Annotated in this window: 11 protein-coding genes; 9 read left to right on the top strand and 2 right to left on the bottom strand. The window is 68.3% G+C overall.

The features are described 5' to 3' along the window. Window positions 1–56: 56 nt before the first annotated feature. Both K8556_RS36535 and K8556_RS36530 read right to left on the bottom strand, forming a co-directional pair. Window positions 57–851, bottom strand: a complete 795-nt coding sequence (locus tag K8556_RS36535) for an SAM-dependent methyltransferase (RefSeq protein ID WP_223744765.1) — start codon at window positions 849–851, stop codon at window positions 57–59. 76 nt (window positions 852–927) lie between these two features. After that, window positions 928–1,626: a VOC family protein gene (locus tag K8556_RS36530; protein ID WP_223744753.1), complete on the bottom strand. Its 699-nt coding sequence runs from the start codon at window positions 1,624–1,626 to the stop codon at window positions 928–930. 296 nt (window positions 1,627–1,922) lie between these two features. On the opposite strand from K8556_RS36530, the gene K8556_RS36525 reads away from it, so the two are divergent. The 9 genes from K8556_RS36525 to K8556_RS36480 all read left to right on the top strand — a co-directional run. Then, window positions 1,923–2,135: an MbtH family NRPS accessory protein gene (locus tag K8556_RS36525; protein WP_223744752.1), complete on the top strand. Its 213-nt coding sequence runs from the start codon at window positions 1,923–1,925 to the stop codon at window positions 2,133–2,135. Window positions 2,136–2,150: 15 nt separating this feature from the next. Then, window positions 2,151–3,104: an alpha/beta fold hydrolase gene (locus K8556_RS36520; RefSeq protein WP_223744751.1), complete on the top strand. Its 954-nt coding sequence runs from the start codon at window positions 2,151–2,153 to the stop codon at window positions 3,102–3,104. 8 nt (window positions 3,105–3,112) lie between these two features. Next, window positions 3,113–4,480 carry a benzoyl-CoA 2,3-epoxidase subunit BoxB gene (locus tag K8556_RS36515; protein WP_223744750.1) on the top strand — a complete coding sequence of 456 codons (1,368 nt, stop codon included), beginning with the start codon at window positions 3,113–3,115 and terminating at the stop codon, window positions 4,478–4,480. Window positions 4,481–4,541: 61 nt separating this feature from the next. Further along, the gene (pabB, locus tag K8556_RS36505; RefSeq protein WP_370640026.1) at window positions 4,542–6,695 is read left to right on the top strand and encodes an aminodeoxychorismate synthase component I; all 2,154 of its coding nucleotides are present in this window, start codon (window positions 4,542–4,544) and stop codon (window positions 6,693–6,695) included. A 27-nt stretch (window positions 6,696–6,722) separates the two neighbouring features. Beyond that, complete coding sequence (locus K8556_RS36500) at window positions 6,723–7,754, top strand: class I SAM-dependent methyltransferase (RefSeq protein WP_223744749.1); 1,032 nt, start codon at window positions 6,723–6,725, stop codon at window positions 7,752–7,754. A gap of 42 nt (window positions 7,755–7,796) precedes the next feature. Beyond that, window positions 7,797–13,751, top strand: coding sequence for a non-ribosomal peptide synthetase (locus K8556_RS36495; RefSeq protein WP_223744748.1), 5,955 nt, complete (start codon window positions 7,797–7,799; stop codon window positions 13,749–13,751). A gap of 38 nt (window positions 13,752–13,789) precedes the next feature. Next, window positions 13,790–16,666 carry an amino acid adenylation domain-containing protein gene (locus K8556_RS36490; RefSeq protein ID WP_223744747.1) on the top strand — a complete coding sequence of 959 codons (2,877 nt, stop codon included), beginning with the start codon at window positions 13,790–13,792 and terminating at the stop codon, window positions 16,664–16,666. Between the two features lie 37 nt (window positions 16,667–16,703). Continuing rightward, window positions 16,704–17,678: a TauD/TfdA family dioxygenase gene (locus tag K8556_RS36485; RefSeq protein ID WP_223744746.1), complete on the top strand. Its 975-nt coding sequence runs from the start codon at window positions 16,704–16,706 to the stop codon at window positions 17,676–17,678. 57 nt (window positions 17,679–17,735) lie between these two features. Continuing rightward, window positions 17,736–18,991, top strand: a 1,256-nt coding sequence (locus tag K8556_RS36480) for an AMP-binding protein (RefSeq protein WP_223744745.1), incomplete at its 3' end; no start/stop codon positions are given.

The following is an 18,991-nucleotide window of genomic DNA, read 5'->3' as shown; positions in this document are numbered from 1 at the left end:
AAATCAGGCAAAACAGTCCTTCGCGGAGCCCCCGACCTCGCGAAGCACACGGCCGCTCAGCGTTTGACCCCATGCACCAGATATCCCTGGGGCACGCCAGGGGTGCCGCGCGGCGCCACGGGGAAGGGCCAGCGTCCCAACTGCTTGCCAATGGCAGCGGTGGTGTAGACGTGGGGCGCCCAGCCAATCGGCTGCAGGAGGGCCTCCGGCTCGTCGGTGCCGAACTGGCGGGCGAGGTTGTGCATCAGCTTGACGCGCGAGGAGTCCAGGATGGAGCGGCCCACCACGTCGATCAGGGCGACGCTCTCCGGGGCGCTCAAGGCGTTGACCCGGGCCATGAGCAGCGCGACCTGCTCCTCGGTGAGGTAGACGAGCAATCCCTCGATGAGCCACAGCGTGGGCGCCTCGGGATTGAAGCCGCTCTTCTTCAGCGCCGCGGGCCAGTCCTCCGCCAGATCCACCGCCACGGCGTGCCGCTGGCACTTCGGCGTGATGCCGGAGAGCTTGGCCTCCTTGTCCTCGAGCACGGCGCCATGGTCGAGCTCGAAGAGCCGCGTGTCTCCCGGCCAGGCCAGCCGGTAGGCGCGGGCATCCATTCCCGCGGCGAGGATGACGATCTGCCGGATGCCGCGTCCCAACCCCAGGTTGATCTGGTCATCCAGCCAGCGCGTGCGCACCTCGATGGCGGGCGGCATCGCATTCTCACCGACGTTGCGCCGCTTCAATTCCTCGACCAGTGAGTCACCGGCAAGACGGCGGGCGAAGGGATCCCGGAACAGCGGATTGGGGCGCTCGGTCTCGAGCGCGCGCATTCCTGCCACCCACAGTGCCGTTTCGCCAATTTCTTGCATTGCGCTCGTGGATAACACTCGCCGTGAAGCCAATCAAGGGTGCGGCCCGTGAAGTCCCACGACAAAATTGCAACGCCTAGCGAGCATTCCCTTCGCGCAGCGCGAACGCCGCCCGCTGCGGATCCTCACACACCGCGATGCGATCGCCGTTCGGCAGCTCCATGGGTCCCACCACGGTCCCTCCCGCCTTGCGGACGACCTCCAGCGCGGGGGCGAGCGCGGCGACGCGGAAGTGGAACAGCCAGTGGGAGTGCACCCCCGTGAGCCCCGCCACGTCCACGACCGAGCCGGTGCTCCCCGCGTCAGGGCGGCAGACGAACTCCTGGTGGACGCCCAGGCCGCCGAGGTCGCGGCGGTCCGCGAGCCGCCATCCGAACAGGTCGCAATAGGTGGTGGCCGCCTGTTGCGCGTTCGCCGCGTAGAGCTGCTGCCAGGCGACCTCCGGCTGCGGCGCCCGCTCCGGGACGGGCGCGGTCGCCACGCCGATGATGGCCCCGCCCGGATCCCGCAGGATGGCGACCCGTCCGCCGCCCGGCGCCGGGTGGGTCGGACCCAACTGGACCGCCCCGCGCTCCGTGAACGCGCGCACCGCTTGATCCACGTCCTCGACGCCGACGTAGCCCAGCCAGTGGGCGGGGGCGCCGCGGGCCGCCGCCTGCTCGGGGAGCGGCACGATGTCCGCGTTGGCCGCGCCCTCGCCGAGCAGCGCCGTGTAGAAATCGCGTGCCGCGGGAACGTTGGTGGTGCGCAACTGGAGCCGGAAGAACTGCTTCATTCCACTTCACCTCTCAACCGCTGGGGATGGACGTCAGAGCGGACTGATCTGCCGGTGCGAAGGTCGGATGTCCATTGCAAAGTCATGATGGACACCTCATACGGCGAGTCTGCCTGCGTCATCGGGTTCAGACAGACGCGCGGACGTCAAATCCGCGTGACGATTTGGAGCAGGGCCGCCGGCGGGTCTTGACTGACCGTATGAACTGTATATTGACCTTTCGTCGCCAATCATGGTCAAGTACATGATAGATCTGCCTAAGAGGTAATCGTGGATCAAGTGGGGGAGGGACGACGATGAGCATCCATGGGGACGAAGCCGACTACGTCGTCTTGATCAACGGCGAGGAGCAGTACTCGCTCTGGTCCGCGCACCGCGACATCCCCGGAGGCTGGAAGCAGGTAGGCCCCAGGGGCAGCAAGGAAGCGTGTCAGGCCTATCTCAAGGAGGTCTGGACGGACATGCGGCCGAAATCGCTGCGAGATGCCCTGGCGCGGAACGACCGCTGACCGCGAGTCCCCATCATGAGCACGAGCACCGCGGGCGCGAAGCCGTCCTATCTGGCAGGCATTGAGACGGTGATGGTCGAACCCGAGCTGGAGGAGGTTCGCTACCTCACGGTGGGGTGCGGCGACGGACGCCAGTCCACCCTCTATGAGTTTGGCCAGAAGGACGCGGAGCCGGTCGTCCTCCTGCCGCCCTATGGGATGACCTTCCTGACGGTGGCGCGGCTCGCGCGGCTCCTCGCGCGGCGCTTCCGTGTCTTGATCTGGGAGTCACGGGCGTGCCCGGACCCGGCCACGCCTTTGCGCGACACGGACTTCGAACTCGCCGACCAGTCGCGGCACTTCTCCGAGGTCCTCGCGCAGGCGGGCATTGAATCCTTCCACTTCGTCGGCTGGTGTCAGGCCGCGCAGTTGGCCGTCCATGCCACCGCCCATGGGCTCATCAAGCCGCGGACCCTGTCGTGGATCGCGCCGGCGGGGCTGGGGTACTCGCTGGTCAAGTCCGAGTTCGATCGCTGCGCGCTGCCCATCTACCTGGAGATTGCAAGGCATGGCGTGGCGCACGCCGGGAAGCTCGGCAAAATCCTGAACAAATACAACGGGGTCCCCGCGACGCCGAAGAACGCGGCGGAGAAGCTGACCATGGTCCACCTCTCCGACCCGGAGATGACGCACGTCTTCTCCAGGTACATGAAGGCGTACGACGACCACCGGCGCATCGCCGGGGAGTTCGTCTCGCCCGCGCTCGAGGCGGTTCCGACGCTCTCCATCCACTGCCGGGACGACACCTACAGCCACTTCTCGGAGTCGGTCCAGCTCGCGAAGCGGCACCCGTCCCTCGAGCTCCGCCTGCTCGGACAGGGCGGCCACCTGCAGGTCTTCAACGAACCCGCCACGCTGGCGGAGCACGTTCTTGGCTTCATGGACGCCAGGGCGTCACAGCGCGCCCTCTCCCCGGCGATGGGCGGGTAGGAGACACCATGCCACTGCCCAACAACATCGGCCTCGACGAGCAGTCGCTGCTCGCACGGCAGATCGCCTCCTACCAGACGAAGTTCTACAAGTGGTGGCGCGAGCGGGGCCCCACCGAGTTCCTCGACCGCCAGATGCGCATCCGCCGGCCCACCGGGTCGGTCAACGGCGTGGACTGGGCCGAGTACAGCGCCATGCGTCCCGACGAGTATCGCTGGGGCATCTTCATGGTGCCCACGGGGCAGGACGCGATCGCCTTCGGTGACCACCAGGGCAAGAAGGTGTGGGAGGAGGTCCCCGGCGAGTACCGCACGCTGCTGCTGCAGCACATCTGCGTGCAGGCGGACGTGGAGAACGCCGCCGTCGAGCAGAGCCGGACGCTGACGCAGACGGCGCCGAGCGACCCGGACCTGGAGAACGTCTTCCAGTTCTTCCTCGAGGAGGGGCGCCACACCTGGTCCATGGTCCACCTGCTGCTGGCCCACTTCGGCGAGGACGGGGTCGTGGAAGCCGAGGCGCTGCTGGAGCGGATGAGCGGCGATCCCAAGAACCCCCGCCTGCTGGAGGCGTTCAACTACCCGACCGAGGACTGGCTGTCCCACTTCATGTGGTGCTTCCTGGCCGACCGCGTGGGCAAGTACCAGATCCAGGCCGTGACCGAGTCCTCGTTCGCCCCGCTGGCCCGGGCGGCGAGGTTCATGATGTTCGAGGAGCCCCTCCACATCTCCTTCGGCGCCGTGGGCCTGGACCGCGTGCTGGCCAGGACCGCCGAGGTCACCCTTCGCGAGGGGACGCTGGAGACGTTCCCCGCGGGGGCGATCCCCCTCCCCGTCTTCCAGAAGTACCTCAACTACTGGGCGCCCAAGGTCTACGACCTCTTCGGCAATGACGACTCCGAACGCTCCCACGAGCTGTTCCGGGCGGGGCTCCGGCGGCCGAGGAACTTCGCGGGGGGCGAATCGCAGATCGTCCCCATCGACGCCCGGGTGGGCGACCGGGTGGCCACCACGGAGGTCGCCGGGGAGTGGGCGACCAACGCCATCATGCGGCGGCAGTTCGTCGCCGAGGTCCAGACGCAGGTCGACCGCTGGAATGCCAGCCTGAGAGCGCTGGGCATCGACTTCCAACTGCACCTGCCCCACGAGCGCTTCAACAGGGCCTACGGCCCGTGCGCCGGTCTGCCCTTCGACATCGATGGGAAGCTCCTGCCTCGCGGCTCGGCGTCGAAGGTCTCGGAGTACTTCCCGACGTCTCGCGAGCTCGCGAACGTCCGCTCGCTGATGCAGCGGGAGCTGACGCCCGGCCAGTTCTCCTCGTGGATCTCCCCGTCGGCGACGCGGCTGAGCTCGCGGGTCCAGGGCCGGGGCGCGGACTGAGCCGGAGCAGGGTGACTGTTGTGGGTTCACGCAGCCGACGCCTGGGGAGAGGCCTCATCACATGCGTTGCCTCATCATTGACAACTACGATTCGTTCACCTGGAACCTGGCGGACTACGTTGCGCAGACGTTCGGGAGCGAGCCGCTGGTCGTCCGCAACGACCAGTACACCTGGGCGCAGCTCAAGGCCCTGAGCTCCTTCGGGTGCATCGTGGTTTCACCGGGCCCGGGCTCGGTGACCCGGCCGGAGGACTTCAATGTCTCCCGGGACGCGCTGGAGCAGGATGCGTTCCCGGTGCTCGGCGTCTGCCTGGGGCATCAGGGGCTGGCCTACGTCTACGGGGGAGAAATCACGCACGCCCCGGTCCCCTTCCACGGCAGGACGACCCCCGTCCACCATGACGGCACGGGCGTGTTCAAGGGCCTGCCGCCGAGCTTCTCCGCGGTGCGCTACCACTCGCTGGTGGTCCGTCCGGAGTCGCTCCCCGCGAGCCTGCGCGTCACCGCCCGGACGGAGTGTGGCCTCATCATGGGGCTGCGCCATGTGAGCCGCCCGAAGTGGGGCGTGCAGTTCCATCCCGAATCGATCCTGACCGCGCACGGGATGCAGCTCATCTCCAACTTCCGTGACGAGGCGTACCGCCACGCGGGGAAGGACGTCCCGGCCCGCCGTCCCCAGGTCTCCGCCGGCACCGGCGACGCCAGGCGCGCGCAGGACGGCAAGCGGGAGCTCCAGACCTTCACCCGGCGGCTGGCGACCTCGCTCGAAGCCGAGACGCTCTTCCTGGGGCTGTACGCCGGCCAGGAGCACTGCTTCTGGTTGGACAGCCAGTCCGTGAGGGAGGGCATGTCGCGCTTCTCCTTCATGGGCAGCGTGCCGGAGAGGGCCCTGCTGACGTACAGCATCTCCGAGGCGCCGGTGGACCGAGGCGCCGAGCGGCACCTGGCGGAGCTGGAGCGGACGCTGGAGAGCCGCACCGTGGTGCCCCCCGTGGAGGGACTGCCGTTCGAGTTCCTGGGCGGCCACATCGGCTTCATGACCTACGAGATGAAGGCCGCGTTCGGGGCCGCGACTACGCACAAGAACACCATCCCCGACTCCCTGTGGATGCACGTGGAGCGCTTCCTGGCGTTCGACCACGTGACGCGGGAGGTGTGGCTGGTCGCCGTCGCGGAGCCCGAGTCGCGCGAGAGCGTCCAGGGCTGGATGGACGAGACCGCGGAGGCCGTGAGGTCGCTGGGGCCGGGCGTCCGTCCGCCCCAGGCCCTGGGGCGCAAGTCCATCTCGGTCGCCATGGACCGCGGCCGCGAGGACTATTTCGCCGCCATCGCGCGCTGCAAGGAGAAGATCGTCGACGGGGAGTCCTACGAGGTCTGCCTCACGAACGGCTTCTCGTTCGACCTGAAGCTCGACCCCGTGGAGCTGTACCTGGCGATGCGCCGGGGCAACCCCGCGCCGTTCGGCGCCTTCATCAAGACGGGGCGGACGTGCGTCCTCAGCACCTCGCCGGAGCGCTTCCTGAAGGTGGACGAGGACGGGCGCGTCCAGACGAAGCCCATCAAGGGGACCTGCGCGCGCTCCGAGGACCCCGCGACCGACCGCGCGAACGCCGCCCACCTGGCCGCGTCGGAGAAGGACCGCGCGGAGAACCTGATGATCGTGGACCTGATGCGCAACGACCTGGGGCGGGTGTCCGTGCCGGGCAGCGTGCATGTGTCCAAGCTGATGGACATCGAGAGCTTCAAGACGGTCCACCAGATGGTCAGCACCGTCGAGTCGACGTTGACGCCCGAGTGCAGCCTCGTCGACCTGCTGCGCGCGGTCTTCCCGGGAGGCTCCATCACCGGGGCTCCGAAGATCCGCACCATGGAGATCATCGACCGGCTGGAGAAGAGCCCCCGTGGCATCTACTGCGGCTCGATCGGGTACCTCGGGTACAACCGGGTCGCGGACCTGAACATCGCCATCCGCACGCTGTCCTATGACGGCACCACCGTGCGGTTCGGCGCGGGCGGTGCCATCACCTACCTGTCACAGTCAGAGGGGGAGTTTCAGGAGATCCTGCTCAAGGCGGAGTCCATCCTGCGGCCCATCTGGCAGTACATCAGCGAGCCCGGCGTCTCCTTCGAACCCCAGTTGCACGACCGGCTCCTGCGCCTGGAGGAGCAGCCGCGAAGGGTCCTCCGTGGCCAGGGGACCGCGGTCGCTTCCTGATCCGTAGCCAAGACCCCGGACTGACAGATGAACGCCCAGAATCCAGCCCCCGCGTTTTCTTTCGATCTCTTCTACACGACGGTCAATGCGTACTACCGGACCGCCGCGGTCAAGGCCGCCATCGAGCTCGGCGTGTTCGACGTCGTCGGTGAGAAGGGAAAGACCCTGGCGGAGATCGCGAAGGCCTGCAACGCGTCGCCGCGTGGCATCCGCATCCTCTGCCGGTTCCTCGTGTCCATCGGCTTCCTCAAGAACGCCGGTGAGCTCTTCTTCCTCACGCGGGAGATGGGCCTCTTCCTGGACAAGAAGTCGCCCGGCTATCTGGGCGGCAGCATCGACTTCCTGCTGTCTCCGTACATCATGGATGGCTTCAAGGACCTGGCGTCCGTGGTGCGGACGGGGGAGCTGACCCTCCCGGAGCAGGGGGTGGTGGCGCCGGACCATCCGCAGTGGGTGAAGTTCGCGCGCGCGATGGCGCCGATGATGGCCCTGCCGTCGTACCTCCTCGCGGAGCTGGCGGACCGCCAGGCCCACCAGCCGCTCAAGGTCCTGGATGTCGCCGCCGGCCACGGCCTCTTCGGCCTGGCCATCGCGCAGCGCAATCCCAAGGCGCACGTGACGTTCCTCGACTGGGAGAACGTGCTCCAGGTCGCGCGGGAGAACGCGGCGAAGGCCGGGGTGCTCGACCGGGTGGAGTTCCGCCCCGGGAATGCCTTCACCGTGGACTTCGGCGAGGGATTGGACGTCATCCTCCTCACGAACTTCCTGCACCACTTCGACGAGGCGGGCTGTGAGGCGATCCTCCGGAAGGCCCACGCCGCGCTGAAGGAGGGCGGCCGGGTGCTGACGTTCGAGTTCATCGCGAACGAGGACCGGACGTCGCCGCCGCTCGCCTCCACGTTCAGCATGATGATGCTCGGCACCACGCCGGGAGGTGAGGCGTATGCCTATTCCGACCTGGAGCGGATGTTCAAGAACACGGGCTACGGCCAGGTCGAGCTGAGGGCAATCCCTCCCGCGATGGAGAAGGTCGTCGTCTCGACGAAGGGCAAGGCGTAGCTCCGAGCCACATCTCGTAACAGGACCTCCTGGGAATCTCGAATGGCCACCAAACTGTCTGACTTCGCCCTCCTCGACTCCGAAGACGCTGATGTCATCTCCCGCTCGAACGAGACGGGGATGTCGCTGGACCTGTCCAGGAGCGTGGTGGACCTGTTCAACCTCCAGGCCGGGAAGACGCCTGAAGCCGCGGCGTGTCTCGGCCGCCAGGGGCGCGTGACGTACGCGGAGCTGAACCGGCGGGCGAACCAGGTCGCGCATCACCTGCTGTCGCTGGGCGTCGGGCCGGATGTCCCCGTGGGGGTCCTGTTCGAGCGCTCCGCCGAGCAGCTCATCGCCATCCTGGGAATCCTCAAGGCGGGCGGGTGCTACGTCCCGCTGGATCCGCAGTATCCCTCCGACTACGTGCAGCAGGTCCTGACGGACGCCCGGCCCCGGATGGTGGTGGCGGACCGGCGGCTCGGCGAGCGCATGCTCTGGGGCGTGGACCAGCGCATCCACCTGGATGACGCCCAGCTCCTGGCGCGCGGGTCCCACGACCCCGGGGTGCGGGTGTCGCCGGAGCAGCTCGCGTACGTGATGTACACGTCGGGCTCGGCCGGGTTGCCCAAGGGCGTCATGGTGCCGCACCGCCAGATCCTCAACTGGCTGCACGCGGTCCTGGCGCGGGTGCCGTTCGGCGAGGACGAGGTCGTGGCCCAGAAGACCTCCACGTCGTTCGCCATCTCCGTGAAGGAGCTGTTCGCCGGGTTGGTGGTGGGGGTGCCCCAGGTCTTCATCGACGATGCCACGGTCCGCGACGTCGCCGGCTTCATCCGGGAGCTGGAGCAGTCGCGCGTCACGCGGCTGTACACCTTCCCCTCGCAGCTCGCCGAGCTGCTCTCAAGCGTCCATGGCGCCTACGAGCGCCTGCGCTCGCTGCGCCACCTGTACATCTCCATCGAGCCCTGCCCGACGGAGCTGCTGGCGAAGGTCCGGGCCGCCATGCCGTGGGTCACGCCCTGGTACATCTTCGGCTGCACGGAGATCAACGACGTCACGTACTGCGACCCGGCGGACCAGACGAGCAACACGGGCTTCGTGCCCATCGGGCGGCCCATCCGCAACACGCGGGTGTTCGTGCTCGACGAAGAGCTGCGCAAGGTGCCCGTCGGCGCGATGGGTGAGATGTACGTGGAGAGCCTCAGCCTCGCGCGGGGCTACTGGGGCCTGCCCGAGCTGACCGCGGAGCGGTTCATCGCGAACCCTCACGCCAACGACGGCTCGCGCCTCTACAAGACGGGCGACCTCGCCCGCTACCTGCCGGATGGCTCCCTGGAGTTCCTCGGGCGCCGGGACTACGAGGTGAAGATCCGCGGCTACCGCGTGGACGTGCGCCAGGTGGAGAAGGTCCTCGGCTCGCATCCCGACCTCCACGAGGTGGCGGTGGTGGGCTGGCCGCTCGGGGGGACCCAGCCGCAGTTGGTCGCCTACGTCGTGCCGAGGGTGAAGGGGGCGGCTCCCATCCAGGAGATCCGCGACTACCTGTCGGCCTCGCTGCCGGCCTACATGGTGCCCACGCTCTTCCAGGTCCTGGAGGCGCTGCCACGGCTGCCCAATGACAAGGTGGACCGGCTGAGCCTGCCGGAGCCGAAGGTGGAGCCGCAGGGCGAAGGGTACGTCCCGCCCCGGACGGCCACGGAGAAGGCGCTGGCGGAGATATGGAGCGACGTCCTCAGCCAGGGCCGGGCCCCGGTGGAGGTGGGCGTCACGCACAACTTCTTCGAGCTGGGCGGCCACTCGCTGCTCGCCGCGCAGATGTTCTCTCGCATCCGGCAGAAGTTCGACCTGGAGCTGCCCATCAACACCCTGTTCGAGACGCCCGTGCTGGAGGGCTTCGCGAGCGCGGTGGACGCGGCGCTCGCCGGGCGCAACGGCCCCACCCAGGGGTTGATCAGCATGACGGACCGGGGCGAGGCGCTCCCGCTGTCGTACGTCCAGGAGCGGCTCTGGTTCATCCACGAGCACATGGTCGAGCAGCGGACCAGCTACAACGTCGCCTTCGCCTGTCACATGCGCGGCAAGGGGCTGTCGCTGCCCGCGCTGCGCGCCGCCATCAACGGGCTGGTGGCGCGCCACGAGACCTTCCGGACGACGTTCGTCGTGCCCGAGGGCGGCGGATACCCCGTCCAGCGGATCGCCGACTCGCTCTGGATCGAAGTCCCCCTCATCGAGGTCGAGGCGTCAGGCGTCGCGGCCCGCATGGCGGCCCACGCGGGCCATGTGTTCGACCTCGCGAAGGGTCCGCTGCTCAAGGTCTCGGTGCTGCGGGTGACGCCCGAGCACCACGTGTTCATGCTGAACATGCACCACCTCATCTGTGATGGGTGGTCCATCGACCTGCTGCTGCGGGACCTCTACGAGTTCTACATGGCGGCGGAGACGGGCTCGCAGCCGAACCTGCCGCCCCTGCCGCTCCAGTACGCGGACTACGCCGTGTGGCAGCGCAAGCAGGACCTCGGCGGCCAGCTCGACTACTGGAAGAGGACGCTCGAGGGCTATCAGGAGGGCCTGTCGCTTCCGTACGACTACGCCCGCCCGCCCAACAGGGCCTGGCGCGCCGCGAGCGTGCGGCACGCGTTCCCGGCCGAGCTCGCCGCCCGCCTGTCGGAGGTGAGCAAGAGCCACCAGGCGACGTTGTTCATGACGTTGATGGCCAGCACGGCCATCCTGCTCAACCGGTACTCGGGCCGCGAGGACCTGTGCGTCGGCACCACGGTGGCGGGGCGTGATCACCTCGAGCTCGAGAACCTGATCGGCTTCTTCGTCAACATCCTCGCCATCCGGGTCGACCTGCGCGGCAACCCCACCGCGGAGACGGTGCTCCAGCGGGTGCGTGCCCAGATGCTGGAGGGCATGAAGCACCGCGAGCTGCCGTTCGAGCACATCCTCGCGGCGCTGCAGAAGCAGCGCGACAGCAGCCAGATTCCGCTGGTGCCGGTGGTGATGCGCCACCAGAACTTCCCCACGGTCACCTCGCGCGACCTGGGGCGCGACCTGGGGGCGGGGGAGATCGAGTTCGGGGACCGGACGACGCCCAACGAGCTCGACCTCCAGTTCGCTGGCGACGGCAGCTCGCTGGAGGTGGTCGTCGAGTACGCGAAGGACCTGTTCTCCGAGCGGACCGTCCAGCGGCTCATCACGCACCTGCAGCAGGTGCTGCAGACGCTCGTGGACAAGCCGGACTGCAGGCTGACGGACTTCCCGCTGGTGACCGAGGACGTGCATCAGGGCGGCGCGTCCGGGGCGAAGGGCGGCAGGCTCGACCTGTCCAAGAGCCCCATCGCGCTCTTCAACGAGCGGGTGAAGGCCTCGCCGGACGCGGTCGCGTGCATGGGCGTGGAGGGGAGCCTGACCTACCGGGAGCTGGACCGGAGGTCCAACCAGGTCGCCCACCACCTGCGGGCGCGCGGGGTGAAGCGGGAGACGCGGGTGGGGCTGTTGTTCGAGCGCTCGCCGGACCTGCTGGTCGCGCTCCTGGGCATCCTCAAGGCCGGGGGCTGCTTCGTCCCGCTCGATCCCGGCTACCCGCAGGAGTACCTCGACACCATCGTCGCGGACGCGCGGCCGCACCTGGTGCTGTCGGGCCGCGCGTTGGGGGAGCGCCTGTCCAGGGCGGCCGGGCAGCGGCTGTACCTCGATGACGTCCTGGCCGCGTCCACGGACGTCAGCGAGCTCCTGGAGGCCACCGACCCGGAGCAGCTCATGTACGTCATGTACACGTCCGGCTCCACGGGCCTCCCGAAGGGGGTGCTCGTTCCCCACCGGCAGATCCTGAACTGGCTGTACCCCCTGTGGAAGCGGGTGCCCTTCGGGGAGGACGAGGTCGTGGCGCAGAAGACGTCCACGGCCTTCGCGGTCTCGATGAAGGAGCTGTTCTCGGGGCTCCTGGCGGGCGTGCCCCTGGCGTTCATCGACGGGGCGGTGGTCAAGGACGCGGAGGCCTTCGTGAGCCACCTGCAGCGGTGGCGCGTCACCCGGCTGTTCACGCTCCCGTCGCACCTGGAGTCCATCCTGTCCCACGTCCACGGCGTGGCGGAGCGCCTGGGCTCCCTGCGGCACGTCATCCTCGCGGGCGAGCCGTGCCCCGTGGAGCTGGTGGAGAAGCTGCGGGAGACGCTGCCGTCGTGCACGGCGTGGCTCAACTACGGCTGCACCGAGGTCAACGACATCACCTACTGCGCCCCGAACGAGCAGTTCCACAGCTCCGGTTTCGTGCCCATTGGCCGGCCCATCCAGCACACCCGGGCGATGGTGCTCGACGACGAGCTGCGGTCGCTGCCGGTGGGCATCATGGGCGAGCTCCACGTCGAGAGCCCGGGGACGGCGCGGGGCTACTGGGGGCAGCCAGAGCTGACGGCCGAGCGGTTCATCCCGAACCCGTTCGGCGAGCCCGGCAGCCGCCTCTACCGCACCGGCGACATGGCGCGGGTCCTCGAGGACGGCTCGCTGGAGTTCCTGGGGCGCCGGGACTACGAGGTGAAGATCCGCGGCCACCGCGTGGACGTCCGCCAGGTGGAGAAGTGCATGGCGGGCCACCCGGAGGTGCTCGAGTCGGCGGCGCTCGGCTGGCCCCGGGGCGCGAAGACGCCCCAACTGCTCGCGTACATCGTCACGAAGCCGGGGCACACCCTGTCCATCGAGGACATGCGGGAGTACCTGTCGGCCCGGCTGCCGACGTACATGGTGCCTACGCTCTACCTGTTCCTGCCGGCCCTGCCGCGGCTGCCCAACGGCAAGCTCGACCGGCTGGGGCTGCCGGAGCCCAAGAGCATCGAGGAGGGCGGTGACTACGTCGCCCCCCAGACGCCGACGGAGAAGACCCTGTCGGGCCTGTGGTCCGAGTGCCTCAAGCAGGGCGACATGCCCGCGCCGCAGGTGGGCCGCTTGCACAACTTCTTCAACCTCGGTGGGCACTCGCTGCTGGCGCACCGGGTCCTGTCGCAGGTGCACCGGCATTTCGGCGTCAACCTGGGCATCCAGTCGCTGTTCGACTCGCCGGTGCTGAAGGACTTCGCGGCGACCGTGGACAAGGCGCTCTCGCCCGAGTCGCCGGAAGGGGACGGCGCGGGTGTCGTGCACGGGGCCGGCGCGGAGGACTCCGTCATCGTGCCGCTCGCCACCCTCGGGACGCTGCCGAACCTGTTCTGCGTCCACCCCGTGGGCGGGCAGGTCACGGCCTACCGCGAGCTGGCCCTGGCGATGGGGAAGCACGCGCGGGTGTACGCGCTCCAGTCGGAGGGGGCCCGTGAGTTCAGCGCCATCGAGCCCCTGGCGCGCTTCTACGCGGACGCGATCCTCAAGGCCCAGCCCGACGGCGGCTACCGGCTCCTCGGGTGGTCTTCCGGCGGGCTCATCGCGCTGGCGATTGCCCGCGAACTGGAGCACCGGGGCTGCGCCGTGGAGTACGTGGGCCTGGTGGATTCAGCGCCCATCCCGAAGCTGGCGGGTGAGCGTGGCTGGGCGCCGTTGATCGCGGCGACCCACATCCTGGGCACGACGCGGGGCCGCGGCTTCTCCATCCCGGAGGTCGACGCCGCCCGGACGTTCCTCGAGTCGCGCGGCTGGAGCGAGGAGGTCTTCGTCTCGGAGGAGGGGCCCGAGGCGCTGGAGGAGCTGGCGCGTCACTTCGGCATCTCCCTCTCCGAGGGCTCGTCGGAGTACCTCCTGGCCCGCCTCGAGACCGCGAAGTACTACCTGTCGCTGTTCGCTGGCTTCACGCCGCAGACGCTCGGGCCGAAGACGGACCTCTACCTCTATGAGGCGGCGGAGCGGGCCGCGCTTCCCTCGAACGACGGCGCGAGCGGGTGGAGGGCGCCGCGGGCGAACGTCGTGCAGGTGCCGGGCAATCACTACACCGTCCTGCAGGGGGAGAACGCGCTGCGACTGGCGGGGCGGATCTCCGAGGTCCTGGCCGCGCCCGGCAGCGCGGCGGCGGCGAGGACCCGGGCTTCGTGACCCTTCCGCAACCCACCGGCAAAAGGAACTCCGCGCAGATGGACAATCGAGCGTTCGCATCCAACCCGCCGGCGCGCATGCGTGATGCGTATGCGGCGGTCCCCCAGGTCAAGGCCGAGTTCCCGTCGGACGTCGGCGTGCACCAGTTGTTCGAGCAGCAGGCGGACCGGCTCCCGGAGGCCGTCGCCGTGAGGTCGGGGGCCGAATCCCTCACCTACCGCGAGCTCAACCGCCGGGCCAATCAGCTCGCCCGCCACCTCGTGGCGAGCGGCGTGGTCCCGGGGGGGACGGTGGCCGTGCTGATGAACCGGACCCCCGCGTGTCTGGTTTCGCTGCTCGCCATCCTCAAGGCAGGCGCGGCGTACGTGCCGGTGGACGTGGGACTGCCCGCCATGCGGGTGGACTACATCCTGACGGACAGCGGCGCCACGTGCGTGCTGACCGACCGGGAATCGCGCTCCCGCCTGGACGCGGCGCGGTCGGCTTCGGCGCGCGTCATCGACGTGGATGACCCCGCCCTTTATGCGGGGGAGGGCCACGACCTGGGGCTCCCGGTCGCACCCGACCAGCAGGTCTACTGCATCTACACCTCGGGCTCGACGGGGCTGCCCAAGGGCGTGATGGTCCAGCACCGCGCGCTGATGAACTACGTCTGGTGGGCGAAGAAGCAGTACGTCACCGACGCGGTCGAAAGCTTCGCCCTCTACTCCTCGCTGTCGTTCGACCTCACGGTCACCTCCATCTTCGTGCCGTTGATCTCCGGGCGCTGCATCCAGGTGTACCCGGACCTGGGGGACGACGTGCCCGTCATCCACCGGGTCCTGGAGGACAACCAGGTCGACGTCGTGAAGCTCACGCCGGCCCACCTCGCGTTGCTGCGGAACACGGACCTGTCGCGAAGCCGGCTGAAGGTGCTCATCCTGGGAGGAGAGGACCTCCGGGCGGAGGTGGCGGGGGACGTCCACAAGCGGCTGGAGGGACGGGCGGTGCTCTACAACGAGTACGGCCCCACGGAGACCGTCGTGGGGTGCATGATCCACCGCTACGACCCCGCGGTGGACCTGCACGGGTCGGTGCCGATTGGAACGGGCATCGACAACGTCCGCATCTACCTGCTCGACGGGCGCCGGCGTCCCGTCAAGCCGGGGGAGATCGGGGAGCTCTACATCGGCGGCGCCGGGGTGACGCTGGGCTACAAGGGCAAGCCCCAGGTCACCGAGGAGCACTTCATCCCCAGTCCGTTCGTGGTGGGGGAGCGCCTGTACGTCAGCGGAGACCTGGGCCGGGTGAACGAGCGCGGCGACCTCGTCTTCCTGGGCCGGAAGGATCTGCAGATCAAGCTGCGGGGATACCGGATCGAGCTGGGAGAGATCGAGAGCGCGCTCCTCGCCTATCCGGGCGTCAAGGAGTGCACCGTCGATTCGACGAAGACGGCGCAGAACCCCGCCGCCGCCCAGCTCACCTACTGCACCCGGTGTGGGCTCGCGTCGAACTTCCCCAACACGACGTACTCCGCCGAGGGCGTCTGCAACCACTGCGAGGCCTTCGACAGGTATCGCGGCGTCGTCGACGACTACTTCAGCACCATGGATGAGCTGAAGGCGATCGTCACCGAGATGAAGGACCGCGGCCACGCGAAGTACGACTGCATCGTGGCGCTCAGCGGCGGCAAGGACAGCACGTACGCCCTCTGCCGGATGATCGACCTCGGCGCCCGGGTGTACGCCTTCACGTTGGACAACGGCTACATCTCGGAAGAGGCGAAGCAGAACATCAACCGGGTCGTGGCCAGGCTGGGAGTGGAGCACCGCTACCTCTCCACCCGCCACATGAACGAGATCTTCGTCGACAGCCTGAAGCGCCACAGCAACGTGTGCAACGGCTGCTTCAAGACCATCTACACGTTCGCCATCAACCTGGCGCAGGAACTCGGCGTCAGGCACGTGGTGATGGGGTTGTCCAAGGGCCAGTTGTTCGAGACGCGCCTGTCGGCCCTGTTCCGCGCGTCGACCTTCGCCAACGACGCCTTCGAGAAGAGCCTGGTGGATGCGCGGAAGATCTACCACCGCATCGACGACGCCGTGAGCCGCCTGCTCGACACGACCCACGTCAAGGACGACAAGGTCATCGAGAACATCCGCTTCGTCGACTTCTACCGGTACTGCCACGCCAGCCGGCAGGAGATGTACGACTACATCGAGAAGACGGTCGAGTGGTCCAGGCCGGCGGACACCGGGCGGTCGACGAACTGCCTCCTCAACGACGTGGGCATCTACGTCCACAACAAGGAGCGCCGGTACCACAACTACTCGCTGCCCTATAGCTGGGACGTGCGGATGGGCCACATCAGCCGGGAAGAGGCGATGCGGGAGCTCGACGACTCGGCGGACATCGAGATCGCGAAGGTCGAAGGCATCATCCACGACCTCGGCTACGAGCTGAACGACCAGGTGGTGGGCTCGGCGGAAGCGCAGCTCGTCGCGTACTGCGTTTCGGACGAGGAGATCCCCGCGGCCGACCTGCGGCGGTTCCTGGCGGAGCGCCTGCCGGACTACATGGTGCCCCGGGCGTTCGTCCAACTGGACAGCCTTCCGCTGACGCCCAATGGCAAGGTCAACCGTCAGGCCCTGCCCAAGCCCGACCTGCAACGGACGGCGGACACCGGCGCGCACGCGGAGCCCCGGACGCCCGTGGAGCAGCAGTTGGCGGAGCTCTGGAAGGAAGTGCTGCAGATCGACAAGGTCGGGGTCCACGACAACTTCTTCGCGCTGGGCGGGCACTCGCTCCCCGCGCTCATGCTGCTCTACAAGATCGACAGTCAGTTCCAGAAGACGATCAGCATCGTGGAGTTCTCGCAGTCGCCCACCATCAGCGCGCTCGCGATGCAGTTGGGCGGTGGCGACCTCGGACCTTGAGGCCGCCCGACCCTCTTGAGACTCCGTGGAGGACGCAATGACCGGCAACCTGGATAACGCGACGTGGCCCGTGGTCATCACGCCCGGCGAGCAGTCAATGCTGCTGGAGGACTGGGTCGCGGCCAACCGTGACGGGCTGGAGCAGCGGCTGACCGAGCACAAGGCCCTGCTCTTCCGAGGCTTCGGCAGCAGGAATGGCTTCGAGAGCATCGCCAACAGCTTCTTCGACCGGCGCCTCAACTACACCTACCGGTCAACGCCTCGGACGGACCTGGGGCAGAACCTCTACACGGCGACGGAGTACCCGAAGCAGTTGCCCATCCCGCAGCACTGCGAGAACGCCTACCAGCGCGACTGGCCGATGCGGCTGTTGTTCAACTGCGTGGAGCCGGCGAGCCGGGGAGGCCGGACGCCCCTGGCGGACATGAGCCGGGTGACGGCGATGATCCCCTCCGAAGTCCAGGAGGAGTTCGAGCGCAAGAAGGTCCGGTACGTGCGCAACTACCGTGCGGGCGTGGACCTGCCCTGGCAGGAGGTCTTCGGAACGAGCAGCAAGGCCGAGGTCGAGAAGTTCTGCGCCGACCACGACATGGAATGCCAGTGGACCGAGGGGGGCCTGAGGACGATCCAGGTCTGCCAGGCCTTCGCGGCCCATCCGCTCACCGGAGAGAGGATCTGGTTCAACCAGGCCCACCTGTTCCATCTCTCCGCCTTGGACCCGGGCTCCCAGAAGATGATGCTGTCGTTCTTCGGGGAGAGCGGGCTGCCGCGCAACTCGTACTTCGGAGACGGGTCGCCCATCGGGAGCGACGTGCTCGAACCCATCCGCTCCGCCTTCGACCGGAACAAGGTCTCCTTCGAGTGGCGGAAGGACGACGTCTTGTTGATCGACAACATGCTGGTGTCGCACGGGAGGGATCCGTTCGAAGGCAGCCGGCGGGTGTTGGTCTGCATGGCGGAGCCGTATTCGGAGCTCCGGCAGCGCGCTTCCGCGAGGGCGGCGAGCTTCTAGGGCCGGCCCGGGTGGTGGCGTCGCTGTCGGCGTTGCGCAAACAGTTGGAGGAGTTCCTTGTCCAGAGTTTCGACGCTGCTGAAGGCCAGGCTGGACGGGTATGCGGACGGGCTGGAGCTGCCGTCCGACTACCTGCGGACGTCGAGCCAGACCTGGCGTGCGGCGACGTTGCACTACCGCTATCCGTCATCGGTGGTGAGGGGTGTGGCGGAGCTCGGCTGGGAGCACCAGACGACGCTGTTCACGAGCCTGGTGGCGGGCCTCGCGGTGGTGCTGAACCGGTACACGGGCCGAGAGGACGTGTGCGTCGGGACGACAACGGCGAGCCCCGGACAAGAGGGGGCATTGGGGGGCCTGAACGGGACCTCCGCCGACATCCTGCCATTGCGACTGGACCTGTCGGGAGCGCCGAGCCTGGGCGAGGTGCTGCGGCGGACGAAGGCGGCGGTGGAGCGCCAGACGACCCCGTCCGAGCAAGCGCCGAGGCGGCAGCGGGACAACAGCCAGACGGCCTTCGGGGCCATCATCGTGAGGCACCAGCGCTCCCCGACGTCGGAGGGTGAGCGCTCGGGAGAGCGGACGACAGCAAGCGAGCAGGACTGGCAGTTCTACGGAGATGGGTCCTCGCTGGAGCTGGTGCTGGAGTACGCGGCGGACCTCTTCAGCGAGAAGACGGTGAGGAGGATGGTGGAGCACCACCAGCGGGTGCTGGAGGCGCTGGTGGAGGGGCAGCCCGAGGTGCGGCTGCTGACGGAGGAGGAGGAGGGGCTCTACGAGAAGCTCAATGACACGTCGTTGCCGCTGGAGGAGACGTGGAGCCTGGCGGAGACGTTCGAGCGTCAGGTGCGAGCGACGCCGGACGCGGTGGCGTGCATCGGAGTGGACGCGGGTGGCGGGCACCGGCAACTGACGTACCGGCAACTGAATGCGCGAGCGAACCAGGTGGCCCGGAGGCTGCGGGCGCTGGGAGTGGGAGCGGAGACGCGCGTTGCGGTCCTGAGTGAGCGCTCGCCGGAGTTGTTGGTAGCGATGCTGGCCATCTTCAAGGCGGGCGGCTGCTACGTGCCGGTGGACCCCGCGTACCCCCGCAGCTACATCGAGCAGATCCTGGCGGATGCGACGCCGCAGGTGGTGCTGGGCCGCAGGGGCCATGCGGAAGGCACGCGCGTGGACGTGTGGCTGGACGAGCCCCACGTGGAGGCCGACGGGGAGGAGGCCGCGAGGCCCGCGAGCGGTCAGTTGGCGTGCCTGATGTACACGTCGGGGTCCACGGGCAAGCCGAAGGGAGTGATGGTGCCGTTCAGCCAGTTGCA

This window comes from Corallococcus sp. AS-1-12 (genome assembly GCF_020036995.1).
Classification (GTDB): Bacteria; Myxococcota; Myxococcia; order Myxococcales; family Myxococcaceae; genus Corallococcus.
Note: the sequence above shows the minus strand (reverse complement) of the source record. Positions and strands in the feature narration are given on the sequence as shown.

Coding starts and splice junctions, on each gene's coding strand:
- K8556_RS36535 (WP_223744765.1), bottom strand. CDS start 851: ATGCAAGAAATTGGCGAAACGGCACTGTGGGTGGCAGGAATGCGCGCG.
- K8556_RS36530 (WP_223744753.1), bottom strand. CDS start 1,626: ATGAAGCAGTTCTTCCGGCTCCAGTTGCGCACCACCAACGTTCCCGCG.
- K8556_RS36525 (WP_223744752.1), top strand. CDS start 1,923: ATGAGCATCCATGGGGACGAAGCCGACTACGTCGTCTTGATCAACGGC.
- K8556_RS36520 (WP_223744751.1), top strand. CDS start 2,151: ATGAGCACGAGCACCGCGGGCGCGAAGCCGTCCTATCTGGCAGGCATT.
- K8556_RS36515 (WP_223744750.1), top strand. CDS start 3,113: ATGCCACTGCCCAACAACATCGGCCTCGACGAGCAGTCGCTGCTCGCA.
- pabB (WP_370640026.1), top strand. CDS start 4,542: ATGCGTTGCCTCATCATTGACAACTACGATTCGTTCACCTGGAACCTG.
- K8556_RS36500 (WP_223744749.1), top strand. CDS start 6,723: ATGAACGCCCAGAATCCAGCCCCCGCGTTTTCTTTCGATCTCTTCTAC.
- K8556_RS36495 (WP_223744748.1), top strand. CDS start 7,797: ATGGCCACCAAACTGTCTGACTTCGCCCTCCTCGACTCCGAAGACGCT.
- K8556_RS36490 (WP_223744747.1), top strand. CDS start 13,790: ATGGACAATCGAGCGTTCGCATCCAACCCGCCGGCGCGCATGCGTGAT.
- K8556_RS36485 (WP_223744746.1), top strand. CDS start 16,704: ATGACCGGCAACCTGGATAACGCGACGTGGCCCGTGGTCATCACGCCC.